This is a genomic window from Mesorhizobium sp. (assembly GCF_005063415.1).
In the GTDB taxonomy this organism is placed as follows: domain Bacteria; phylum Pseudomonadota; class Alphaproteobacteria; order Rhizobiales; family Rhizobiaceae; genus Mesorhizobium.
Window position 1 is genome coordinate 1 of record NZ_SUEG01000155.1, and the last position, 12,178, is coordinate 12,178.

Annotated in this window: 8 protein-coding genes and 1 pseudogene; 8 read left to right on the forward strand and 1 reads right to left on the reverse strand. The window is 58.5% G+C overall.

Going from position 1 to position 12,178, the window contains the following annotated elements; all coding sequences use genetic code 11:
• The coding region (gene istA, locus E5W70_RS26945) for an IS21 family transposase (RefSeq protein ID WP_292664194.1) at positions 1-1,085 on the reverse strand (1,085 nt) is incomplete at its 3' end.
• 144 nt (positions 1,086-1,229) lie between these two features.
• On the opposite strand from istA, the pseudogene E5W70_RS26950 reads away from it, so the two are divergent.
• From E5W70_RS26950 to E5W70_RS26985, 8 genes and pseudogenes are all read left to right on the forward strand, one after another.
• Positions 1,230-2,234, forward strand: a pseudogene (locus E5W70_RS26950) (transposase); the annotation flags it as partial.
• Between the two features lie 599 nt (positions 2,235-2,833).
• Positions 2,834-3,499, forward strand: a complete 666-nt coding sequence (locus tag E5W70_RS26955; RefSeq protein ID WP_292664196.1) for a hypothetical protein — start codon at positions 2,834-2,836, stop codon at positions 3,497-3,499.
• Between the two features lie 453 nt (positions 3,500-3,952).
• Positions 3,953-4,456: a hypothetical protein gene (locus tag E5W70_RS26960; RefSeq protein WP_292664198.1), complete on the forward strand. Its 504-nt coding sequence runs from the start codon at positions 3,953-3,955 to the stop codon at positions 4,454-4,456.
• A gap of 814 nt (positions 4,457-5,270) precedes the next feature.
• Entirely contained in the window at positions 5,271-7,166 is a 1,896-nt protein-coding gene (locus E5W70_RS26965; protein WP_292664200.1) for an MbcA/ParS/Xre antitoxin family protein, read from the forward strand.
• A 374-nt stretch (positions 7,167-7,540) separates the two neighbouring features.
• The gene (locus E5W70_RS26970) at positions 7,541-8,263 is read left to right on the forward strand and encodes a DUF6088 family protein (RefSeq protein ID WP_292664202.1); all 723 of its coding nucleotides are present in this window, start codon (positions 7,541-7,543) and stop codon (positions 8,261-8,263) included.
• Between the two features lies 1 nt (position 8,264).
• A complete protein-coding gene (locus E5W70_RS26975) occupies positions 8,265-9,389 on the forward strand; it encodes a nucleotidyl transferase AbiEii/AbiGii toxin family protein (protein ID WP_292664204.1) in 1,125 nt (374 codons plus the stop codon).
• A gap of 81 nt (positions 9,390-9,470) precedes the next feature.
• Positions 9,471-11,189 carry an ATP-binding protein gene (locus E5W70_RS26980; protein ID WP_292664206.1) on the forward strand — a complete coding sequence of 573 codons (1,719 nt, stop codon included), beginning with the start codon at positions 9,471-9,473 and terminating at the stop codon, positions 11,187-11,189.
• Positions 11,176-12,178: UvrD-helicase domain-containing protein (locus E5W70_RS26985; RefSeq protein WP_292664207.1), on the forward strand; the 1,003-nt coding region annotated here is incomplete at its 3' end. The genes E5W70_RS26980 and E5W70_RS26985, both read left to right, overlap by 14 nt.

Consider the following 12,178-nt stretch of genomic DNA (forward strand, 5'->3'; position numbering starts at 1 on the left):
TCGAGAATAGGATGGGTGGCAATCAGTGCGCCGTCCTCGAAGATGCGCAACTCTTCGGCCAGCGTGTGTACCTCGACGACACGGCGCCTGGTGGCGTCGGGCACGCTGTAGAAATTGCCGCCGACGCTGACCAGGCCCTCCCGGCTGATACGTCGCTCGAGCTTTAGGACCGATCGGAACGGAGCCAAAGGCAGCGGCCGCAGCGCTGCCCGCTCCTCGGCGAAAGCTTCGTTGACGACACGCCTTGTGGTGGCGTGAACCCTCGGGTTTGCGACCGTGTCCAGCCAATGACGCAACTGGGCGTTCAGGTCTTCGAGATTGCGAAAGGACCGGGCCAGGAAGAAGTCCTCGCGAATGTAGCGGAACGGCCGCTCGACCTTGCCTTTCGTTTTGGCGCGGTAAGGCCGACACGCCTTGGGATGGAAACCATAGTGGCGGGCAAGATCGACGAGGGCACGGTTGTAGACGATGCCGCCGGTATCGCCTTCGCCGATCACAACCGTCTTCATACGGTCGTAAAGCACTTCGCGAGGAGCGCCGCCCAACGCCTCGAAAGCCCCGGCATGGCAGCGCAAGACAGTCGGCAGATCCTGGTGGACGACGAAGCGTCCCCAGATAAGGCGACTGAAGCCAAGCACCATGGAGAATAGCCAGACGATTCTCGGCGTGGTCGGCTCATCGGCAAAGACGACATTGAACTGGGCGAAGTCGACCTGCGCCTGCTCGCCGGGCGGGGTCTCGAAGCGAACCTCGTATCCACGCTCCGCCGCGGCAGGACGGACGTCGCGCAGGAAGTCGGTAACGGCCGTGTAGCCGCCGCCATAGCCGAGGTCCTTCAGTTCGCGGAAAAGCCGGCTGCCGGTGAGCCCAGGATATCGCGTGACACGTTCGCGAAGATAGGCCGTGAAGGGATCGATTACCGCCTGACGCGGCTTGCGTGGTCCGTAGGCCGGAGCCTCGAGCCCGCGCGCAATGTATTTGCATACCGTCTTGCGGTCGATCCCGCTCTCCCTGGCGATCGCCGACACCGACAGGCCCTGCCGATGCAAATCCAGTATCATCATCATCTCCCCGATCTTGATCACCGAAATCCCTCTCCCGACCATCAGGAGAAGCATCAACGATCATGCGCCGCCGGTCTCCCGGAGCGCGCTCCGGAAGACCGGCGACAGCGCTAAACTGGGGAAGATTCAAACGGCACTTCTGGGGAGTATTGAGCCGGCATCGACAGCCGAGACCGCTGCGGCCTGTATGCGCAGGCCGTCCGTGAAGGCGCACCGCAGGCTCACCAGGTGACCGACCGCTTTCATCTGGTCCAGAATCTTCGTACGGCAATCGAGGAACAGATGAGCCTTAGTGGACGTGCTTCAGGAAGATCCATCCTGTCCGAGGACGCTATTGTCGACGCTGCGACACATCGCCGGAGTGCCCGTCTCGCGCATAGGCAGTATCGCCAGGAGATATTCGAGATGCTCCACGCCTTACGCCAGGAGGGTCTGTCCTACAGCGCGATCGCCCGACGGACCGGCTATGAGCGTCGCAGCGTAGCGAAGTGGCTCAAGTTCAAGGCTCCGCCAGATAGGCGGCGAGCAGCATTGAACCCCACATCACCATGGTGCTTTGAAACGTTCCTTGCCCAATGCTGGAATGAGGGGAACCGCCGCGGATGGCATCTTTTTCATGATGTCAAGCAGCGCGGCTACACCGGCAGCTTCTCCAATCTGGAGCGACTGCTGGGAGCTTGGCGGCGGGCCGAAAGAGTGCGCGCCGATGATGTTCCTTCGATGGCGATCAGCTTGGGACCCGTTCGAGATCCGGATACCGGCCACGCGATTTCGCCAGTTGTTGCCGCGGCGCTGTGCATAAAGCCAAGAGGCCTGCTGACGCCTCGACAAGCAAGGAAAGTCGATGCCCTGAAGCAGGGATCTGGCGCATTCGCCGAGATGCGACGCCTGGCAATGCGCTTCAACGGTACCCTTCGGAGCAAGAGGTCGGAAACACTGGACCCCTGGATCGACGATGCAATCGACTCCGACATCATTCCGATCATGCGATTCGCCCGTGTTTTGCGCAGAGACATCGATGCCGTCAACAACGCCATCGAGCTGCCCTGGAGCAACGGACAGGCCGAAGGTCAGATCAACCGCCTCAAGACCCTCAAGCGCGCAATGTATGGCAGGGCAGGCCCCGAACTGCTGAGAGCACGAATGCTGCCACCGCGCCACACAAATTGAGGGAGAACCCTTAATTATGAGACAGCCGTGTCAATGATTTCAGCGTGTTAGCTGTGCGCTTAATTTGAGAATCGGCACTTAATTTGAGATTCCGTCACGACTCCAGGCAGTTAAATTGAGAATGAGCTGGCGGAATATTTTTCTGCATTTTATTGATCAATTAAGGCATCTTATCTCCGATAAGGCCGATGACTTCTCAGCGATTTCAATTTCATAGCGCGCCAACGGCAGACGTGGCGTAGTTCTTCTTTTTGCATTTTATTTGAGAATCGGCGCGCTGAGATTCTCGAATTAAGTGCCACCGCCCGCACAAACCTGCGGCATTCTTACGTTTAAGTGCCAAGCGACACAATGGTACCGCCTCGCCCGATAGCTTGGATGTCCGCTCTTGAGATTCGACCACGGTCTGCTCAACGCCCCGCGATGGGGCGTTGAGGTGAAGGGTCAAATTGGGCAGAGAAAGCACAAGTCTCGAAAACCGGTTCAGAAATTTCTGTGCGGGCTGCGCTGGTAAAAAAGAAGAAATCGCTTTTCCCCTTGTGTCGCCACACGAATTAAAGTGATTCTCGTGCGCCAATCCATGACCAGCGGGGGCATTTATGACTGTTCTGGACATTCCTCTCCGGAAGGCGCTGCAATTGTTCTATGCGCCGCTGTCGTTGCGGCGGACAATTTTGAAGGAGGATATTCGGCTTGACCGCAGAAAGGAAGCCGGAGGCACTCGAAGCCGAGGCGGCGATTTCTATTTGCCTTTTTGGTCAGACGTCAAACGGCATATATCGGGAGACGGTGATCTAACACAACTGACTGATGACCGCATAAAGTCAAACAGGAGCTTCAAGCGATTATACCCGCTGCTGAAAGACGGCGTCCTTGAATTGCTCAGTGCGAAATTGCGTTGGTCAAACGAGCCAGTCGAAATCGTTCCCCAAAGCGTGCACGGTAACCTGCGAATTGAGGACCTAGGTGGCACAATTCGCATAAGGGATGCGCTTCACGCGCGCGTCAGGGGAGAATATACCCGCGTCGTGTACCCCTATTTCAGCGAAGAACCGGCGCTCCCCGAAGAGGGCGGAAGGTTGGGGTTATGGGTGATGCAACAAGCCCTGACGGAACTTGGTCCAGGTGACATGCGTATTATCGACGCTCTTCGTCGCACATTCTTCTCCCCGCAAACGACGCCGCTGCAAGGTGATGAAGAGGCGGTCTTCCGTGAGAATTACAGGTCGCTGATCGCCGAGTGGGAGCGTCTAACGCATGAATGAGAGGTTGCGGGCTTCCATCCGCGGAATGGACCCATGAGAGCCCTAATAAGCGCCCGCAGCAGGGACCTGCACATTAGCCGCCCGCCAAACGGCCCTCTCGCGCTACCATTCTACCGCCGTGGTCAGCTTGATACGTTATGGTGAGCGGCAGCTCCTAGCTTTTTCGACGAGACGGTGGAGCGGCCGAAATGAAGCGCAAACTCAGTTGTCTGCTTTTGAGAGGCATGATCATGGCGGCAGCACCGAATAATGGCTAAGGGCTTACGAGCTTCCCAAATAGTTGCCTGATGCCCGTATCTAATCTTCGGGCTCACCAGTACTCCCCACACTATTGGGCCTTGGAGGGTGGCCGACGTAGCTCTTAAGATACGTCCCAAGATCCGCATTTCCGCGCCAATGACCCTCGATCCACCGATCGGGGCCAAGAGATGGTTTTAGGTGCTTCCGAACGTAGTGCAGCTGATGTTCGCGATGCGTAGCATTTGCATCGGAATTGGCTGCACCATGAAATCCGGGCCTGATGTGACATTGATGCCATTTTGTCCCTGGCGTGCCGACGCCGCGTTCAGCCGCAAGTCGCAGTACCCGTTTGTCGGTATCTCGAATTCGCCGGTCTATAAGGCCGGGCTGGTTGATCAGGCAAAGGAACTTCTCAACCAAAAGGAGGCCAGCGTAAATGCTCGCAAACTTTTCATCGGACGGAAGGGTCTCCTCACCGAATGTTACGTGGTCCGTGCCAGGTTGGAATGCGGCCTGCCATGCCACAGCGATCCTCCCATTTTGTTCAGCGACGGCATTGACCGTTACTCGGCCATCACCTGCTCGTTCTTGACAAGCGAACGCGATACGCCTTTCCCTAATCGCAGTTTCAATAAAAGTTCGAGGGGCAGGAAGGCGCGCGTTCGCGCTAAATCCGCTGCCTGGCGGATCAGCCCTGCGCATTTCCAGAGCCATTGATGTCAGGGCCGAACATTCGAGGAATTGTGAGGCGGCCAATTCTCGCTGACTCTGCTCATCGCCCATTCTGAAAAGCCGAGCCGCCAATGGGGTCATTCAATCTCTCCACAGTCAATTCATTGCCGTGTTTAGGCGTCATCTGTGTTTCACACGAAGCTCTGATGTTGTGGAGATTTTCATGCTTGGCAAGCATGGCTGCTTTTTGGGAGCCTCTGGATCCACCTAAATGATTGCTATGGCGGCGCAAGGCTGCCGTTCACGTCGTGGCAGACGTACCTCGACTTCGGGTCAGAACTTCCCGTTTCGGACGCATTCCTCGCTCCGTCTCATTCGACTTTGACCTCATCTAGGAGCTATCGCCTGCTTGCTTGGTTTGAGTGTGATGACCTTGATGAGACGCAGTCCTATCGTGCGTCGATTCAAAACACTAAGCGGCAGACTAACCTTGCAGTTGTTTCTTCCTTAGCGCGACTTTATCCTCTGGTAGCAGGGTGAAATAGCGTGCCGGATATTCAGGCGATCCCTGTTCGCTCACGCGGCCTTCCCTCCGGCGTCCGGGGCAACGGTATTCCAACCGTCATCTTACGCTGGGTTCCCCCAGTTTTAAATTTTGCCAGGTTTCTGAGTTTCATCATGGTACCCCCGATCTACAGCCTGACACGAGTCCAGCTAACGTCCAATACTTGTGATAGGGGTTATTGGGGGGAGGGCGACCCAGGCGGTCAAGCGCAACTGAAGATTACAAAAACGTTCGGGTTATTGTGGTTGAGTGTAGCGTTGCCTTTGCAACAAGCCTGTCCCTGGATAAGCAAGGATGCCTCCCGTTAATCACACCTCCTACGGTTCTGACCGTGCCGAACTGGTCTATGGGCTAACGGCTGGCGGCAGGATGGTTCACATCTTAGAGGTCGAGCGTGGTCTGAAATGCGGTTGCATCTGTCCGGGCTGCGATAGGCGACTCGTTGCTAGAACGAAGGCCGACAAGGTCGTCCCTCATTTTGCTCACTACGGTCCTGCTTGCGGTGGCGCCCCCGAAACGGCACTCCACAAGCTCGCAAAACAGATTGTCGCGGACAGCTTGACCCTGGTGGTTCCGAAGCGGATCGCAATCCACGGTGCGGTGGAAAGGGCGCTCCCCGGCGCGACCGACATCAAGCTCGAATCCGCACGCATCGAATACAACGACCCCGACGGAATTGTTCCTGATCTCTACGTGACCGTCAAAGGGCATGAATTGTTTGTCGAGATGGCCGTTACTCATCCGTGCGACGAGGAGAAAATCCGTCGCATTCGAGAGCACGGGATCGCTGCGATTGAGATCGATCTTTCCAGGATCCCGCGTGATGCGCCTCCTGAAATCGTCGCTGATGCTGTGTTGCGCACGGCGCCTCGGAGATGGCTGTTCAACAAAACCATAGACGACGCGGTGACGACGCTGAGAGAGGAAGAGCGGAGCAGCCGGATTGCGGCCGAGAAAAAGTTACAGTCTGAAGTACAGCGACTGATCAAGGATTACCTGACCTCGATAGCGTCACTCTCTGGCAATCGCGACAGTGTGCCGAGAATGGCTGCGCTACGTGAGCTTGATCTTCTGCAGCATGTCGGTGTCGATGTCGCGGGCTACGGATGTTTCTCGGTACCGCCGGCCGTCTGGCAAGCTGCGGTCTTTACCGAAGTGTTGTTGGGCCGGAAGATGGGAAAGCAACTCGTCAAGGCCGTTCCCATAGCGAATTATCTCGAGACGCGTCGGTTCATTGCGCCATCATTCCGACCTGTCAGCAGCGAACTCGAGGCCGCCGGTATCAAAGAGTTCGGTCAGTTCGCTGCCCCATGGCGCGCCGTTGACGCCTACCTGCGATATCTCGTTGACGCTGGTGTCGCGGTACAACGATCACATGGCTTTGTTTTGGATGCGGGGTTGGTCGAACGATGGACCGAGTGGGTGCTTGCAGATGCCGGTCGGCGCGCCGCGTTCGACCATGCGGTGAAAGTTGCAACATGGATAATCAGTCAGGTTCCCGACGATGAGCGGAACGATTTGACCGTGAAAGGATGGCTGGCCACCCCAAGCGATGCAGGGCCAAGTTACTCTGATCTCCTGAACGACGAAGGTGCTCAGGCTGATATCTCGGCGAAACTCGGTCTGATCCAGACCTTATTCAGCGGAAGCAGAGTGGATGTTGATGATCTGCTTCACCTGCCAATCTCGCAAGAAATCGTACGGCATCTCGATGCGATCGCAATCAAGGAGGCTGAACGGAAGGCTGCTGCCGCCAAATCTGCCGAGGATGCCAGACGTGACCGCTGCAACCAAATAGGAGCCGAGGCGGCGAAATTGTTTGGTAGTTCCGAATTGGATGAATGGCTGAAAACGCCGAACGAACGCCTGGAAGGTAGAACGCCGCTCGAAGCGGGTGCGCGCAGAGTGCATGGCCTGGCAATGGTGAAAGAGATCCTCAATCAAATCGAGAGGCAAAGGCATACCGAGGCTGAACGCGCCGCGGAGATACAGCGTCATCGTGACGGGCTGACACGTGATGCGCAGACACACCTCCGAAGCGCGGCCCATTCATTTCTGCGCGACCGCAACGAAGATACCGACAACCTTCCGCCAGTGATCTATTGCAGAGACGAAAAGACCTACCGCGTTGCGCTCAGGGCGTTAGGAAAATTGGAGCAGTTTCTGAAGACGCAAGCGATCCCCTTCTAGGGTTGTGCGCCGATCGCTCGCACCGGTCAACTTCAATGCGGATCAACGTATCATCCTAGCGTTTTATGTTGGATTTTTCGCGCTAGGAACGGATTTCCCGACATGATTTATTCCCCGGACCGTCGCAGCCAATTTCGTGTCGAACCAGAGAGCGAGTGGTGTTCCGATCGGGCTTTCGTCTCGGGCCCGACCGGCCGCGATCTTGGTAATGGGTGGACGCCGCTCTCGATCCGTGAACTCCAAACCAGTCTCGACGGGCTAGCGGACCGGTCGTTTTGAAAATACATAACTGACCAATCTTTGGATAGAAATTCTGGTCAGCTTGCTACTGACCAATTTTTATATATATTCTTCGGTCAGAAGGAGCGCGTGTCATGCCGGATCCAACATCTGACACCCAGGACCGGATTCAAGCTCGGATCGTACAGGCGGCGCCGGCCGGCGTCTGGTCGCGCGCCGACTTCCTCGACATCGCGACGCCATACGCTATCGAAAAGGCGTTGCAGCGATTGGCCAACCACGGTGATATCCGTCGCCCGTATCGTGGTCTCTATGACAAGCCGGGAATCAGCAAGCTAACGGGGAAAATGGTCTTTCCCCCGCGATCGTCGTTCATCGACGCAATTGCGAGACGCGATAAACTGCGCGTATTGGTCGACGGAATGACGGCCGCGAATGATCTCGGCCTGACAACGGCCGTCCCGGCACGATCAACGATCTATGCCGATACCTATCCTCGAACGATTGAAATCCAGGCCAACGCCGGCGATCCCCTGTCCTCGAAGCCGGTCATCTACATCCTCGATTTCAAGCGTATCGCCGCCAAGACCGCTTTTTGGGCCGGACGACCCGCCATGCGTGTGATCCAGGCGCTGGCTTGGTTTCGTGATGAGAATTCCAGCCTTGAGATCGCAGTGAATGGTATCGTGCGCCACCTGGCAAAGGATCCGAACCGGCACCAGATCGAACAGGATCTGCGCGACAACATCAACGCTGTCGCGGCTTGGATGTATCCCCATGTAGAGGCGATAACACGCGAGCTTGCTGCATCGGGCGGCGCTATGGGCGAGCCCAAGCGGGCGCGTGCGAAAGGATAAAATGCAGCAGGCATTCATTGAAATCCTTCGCTCCACGATCGATGAGCGGCGCGCGCTGTTTTCGACCGTTACCGCCGATCTGCAGACACGTGCGGAGAACATCGAAAAGGATCTCTATGTCTGTTGGGTCCTCGATTTCCTGTTCAACCGGCGTCTCGATGATCCTGTCGGGCTTTACTTCAAGGGTGGAACCAGCCTCAGCAAGGCCTATGGGCTGATCCAGCGCTTTTCCGAGGACATCGATATCGGCCTCTATAAATCGGACCTAAAGGTGCCGCTGGAGGCCGAGATCGCCGCCCTCCCGTCAGTGAACCAGCGGCAGAAAACTCTGGTTGAGCGCGTCGACGAGGCCGCCCGGGAGTATATTTCCGGTCCGCTGCGCGACCTGTTGAGCAAGGAGATCGCTGAGGTCGAGAAAGCAACCGAGCAGAGCGGACACTTCTCAGTCGATTTCGGCTTTGATCCATACAGGAATAAGGACGCACTCGACATTCTGGTGATCTCCTACACGAGCGTTTTCAACGCCGGCGACGACTACGTCCAGGCATCAGTGCGCATCGAGGGTGGGGCACGACCCGATCCCGTTCCGGCCGAACCGCGTGAGATCATCCCCTATGTCGCCTCTGAGCTGCCGGGCATCGATCTCGCCGTCCGAGGCGTGACCACGGTGAAGCCGGAACGGACTTTTTGGGAGAAGGTCCTGATCCTTCACGCGATGACCGAAATGACCGAAAAGCGCCGCACAGACGCGAACCCTGACCGCCCGGTTCCGGATCTGAACCGATACTCGCGCCACTACTACGATGTGCACCAGATCTGGACGCACCGGGACTATGGCGAGGCCACGGCGTCGATGCGCGATCTCGCCGAGGCATGCCGCCAACACAAGGAGCTGATGTTTCGTGCTCCGGACCACCGGTACGACCGAGCGACCCCCGGCAGCTATCGGCTGGTCCCAACCGAAGATATGCGCTCCAAGCTCGCAGCCGACTACGAGCGAATGTCCGCGATGATTTTCGGCATCCCGCCCTCGTTTGCCAAGGTCATGGCGAGCATCGAAGAGCTTGAACGATATTTGAATGCGTCGACTGAAGGCGGTTCTCACCCGAGGGACGCTGGACGTTGACTTAGCTGGTAGCGAGTGCGGCTTCGATCCCTTCCGGTGGGACGCGTCCGGTGGCGATAATCTGGTGAGGGACAAGGTAGAATGGCGCTGATCCGTCTGGTTGAGATTGAGAATTTTCGGGCCGTGAAGGCCTTGCGCTGGCTGCCAACCCCGGGGGTGAACTGCCTAATCGGACCCGGCGACAGTGGCAAGTCGACGATCCTCGATGCCATAGACCTTTGCCTTGGCGCACGCCGGTCGCTTTCCTTTACCGATGCGGATTTCCATGGCCTAGATTTCGGTCGACCCATCCGCATTGCCGTAACCATTGGCGCCCTCAATGACCCGCTCAAAAACATCGACACCTATGGTGATTTCCTGGTTGGCTTCAATGCGGCAACCGGTGCCGTGGAGCCGGAACCGGGCGCCGGACTCGAGGTTGCGCTCACCCTGCAACTCACCGTCCAAGACGACCTCGAACCGGAATGGACGCTCGTCTCGCCCCGCGCCGTGGCGGCAGGGCGCACGCGTAACCTCAATTGGGCCGATCGCACCCGTGTCGCGCCCGCCAGACTTGGCGTCACCGGGGACACCCACCTGACGTGGCGTCGTGGCTCGGTGCTGAGCAAGCTCACCGATGGCAAGGCGGACGCTTCGAAAGAACTGACGAGAGCCGCCCGCGAGATGCGCAACGCCTTCGACCAGAACGAACTTAAAGAACTGGAGGGATCGCTTAAGCTCGTCACAGCCGCCGCTGGCGAGATGGGCGTGCCCGTCGGCGCGGCTGTCCAGGCCTTGCTCGACGCAGGCTCGGTTAGTTTCACCGGCGGCACTATCTCGCTGCACGATGAAGATGGGGTGCCGCTGCGGTCACTTGGCCTGGGTTCGTCGCGGCTGCTGATCGCGGCTCTGCAGCGCAAGGCTGCGGAAAAGGCAACGACGTTTCTGATCGACGAGCTGGAATACGGTCTAGAGCCGCACCGCATCATCCGATTGCTAGGAGCGCTAGGCGCCAAGGAAGAGGTGCCGCCGTTGCAGGTTTTCGCGACGAGCCACTCTCCAACAACAGTCACTGAACTGAGCGCGCATCAGCTGCATATCGTTCGCAGGAACGGGGGACACCATATCGTCACCCGCACCAGCGATGCTGGGGATGTGCAGGGCACGATCCGTGCACATGCCCACGCCTTACTCGCCACATCGATCGTGGTGTGCGAGGGCGGGAGCGAGATCGGCCTCATGCGCGGTCTGGATCAGCATTTTACCGCTACGGGCGAAATCTCGCTGGCAGCCTGCGGGGCCACTCTCGTCAATGGCAATGGCGATGAAACCTTCGGCCGGGCAAATGCCCTACAATCTCTCGGCTACCGGGTGGCTATCCTGCGCGACAGTGACAAGCCAGCTCCGGCGCCGGCAGAAGCGATCTTCATCGCGGGCGGTGGCAAGGTCTTCGCCTGGGGCGGCGGACGGGCGCTCGAGCAGGAGCTCTTCGCGGCACTCCCGGACGGCCCGGCGGACAAACTACTGGATCTTGCCATCGAGGCCAAGGAACGCGTGCTCATCGAGGCGCATATAAAGACCATTTCGAATGGGGCGAAGACGCTCCATGATCTGGAAGCCGAGGCCCTGATTGATAGCCTCAGCCCCGCTAGTCGTACGCTTCTCGGCAACGCGGCGGCGCGCTTCGGTTGGCTGAAGACAATCACCACCATGGAAACTGCGGGCCGAAACATAGTCGGCCCGGCTTACGGGGATGCCAACACCAGCCTCACCGGCACATTGGACGGTGTGTTGGAATGGGTTGAAGATGGCGGCCGCTGAAATCGATCTGCGCACAATAGGGCGTGGGCTGGTGATCGCACCGGCTGGCTGCGGCAAGACCCAGCTCATAACGGATGCGCTCGCGCGGCATGACGGGACAAAACCCTTCCTGGTGTTGACCCATACCAACGCCGGCGTTGCCGCGCTCCGCGGTCGCCTGGAAAAGGCCGGCGTGCAGCCGGCCGCTTACCGCGCCACGACACTGGATGGCTTTGCGATCCGGCTGATCTCCACATTCCCTCAAAGGGCGGGGCACGATCCCCGGATCGTGAACGGCGCCCGGCCGAATTACGAAGCCATCCGCGACGCGGCGGCGCGGCTTGTCGCGGCTGGGCATGTCCACGACATTCTCGCCGCCAGCTATGAACGGCTGTTTGTCGACGAGTACCAGGACTGCTCGATCCGCCAGCACTCGCTCGTAACTTGGCTCGCCCAGAGCTTGCCCACGGCAATCGTCGGAGACCCGTTCCAGTCTATCTTCGGTTTCGGCGGCGACCCATTGGCAGATTGGCAGACACAGGTCGTCGCGTTTTTTCCGGTGGTAGGAGAGCTCACGATCCCCTGGAGGTGGAACAACGCAGGGGCGCACGATCTCGGCAATTGGTTGCTGTCGATTCGGGGCGACCTTGCGAGACGAACACCGATCGACCTTCGGGCTGCCCCTACTGGCGTCCAGTGGATTCACCTTGATGGCCGGCAGGACGATGCGCTGCGGCATGCAGCTGCCGCGGTTGATGCGCCAGGCGACACCAAGGTTCTGATCATCGGCGACAGCACCGACCCACGCGGACAGCGTCGTTTTGCGCGGCTGGTTGACGGCGCGGTGACGGTCGAGGCCGTGGACCTGCGGGACCTTACGGATTTTGGGAGCGCCCTCGACCTCGCCCGACCGGACGTGCTCACCGCCGTGGCCGATTTTGCGGAGAACCTGATGAGCGCCTTTTCCGCGAGCGACCTGGTGTGGTCGGTCGCATCGGCCCGTGCTGGTA

What these genes read in the sequence shown, in the direction of transcription:
- E5W70_RS26955 (WP_292664196.1), top strand. Translation starts at nt 2,834, where the DNA reads ATGACTGTTCTGGACATTCCTCTCCGGAAGGCGCTGCAATTGTTCTAT.
- E5W70_RS26965 (WP_292664200.1), top strand. Translation starts at nt 5,271, where the DNA reads ATGCCTCCCGTTAATCACACCTCCTACGGTTCTGACCGTGCCGAACTG.
- E5W70_RS26970 (WP_292664202.1), top strand. Translation starts at nt 7,541, where the DNA reads ATGCCGGATCCAACATCTGACACCCAGGACCGGATTCAAGCTCGGATC.
- E5W70_RS26975 (WP_292664204.1), top strand. Translation starts at nt 8,265, where the DNA reads ATGCAGCAGGCATTCATTGAAATCCTTCGCTCCACGATCGATGAGCGG.
- E5W70_RS26980 (WP_292664206.1), top strand. Translation starts at nt 9,471, where the DNA reads ATGGCGCTGATCCGTCTGGTTGAGATTGAGAATTTTCGGGCCGTGAAG.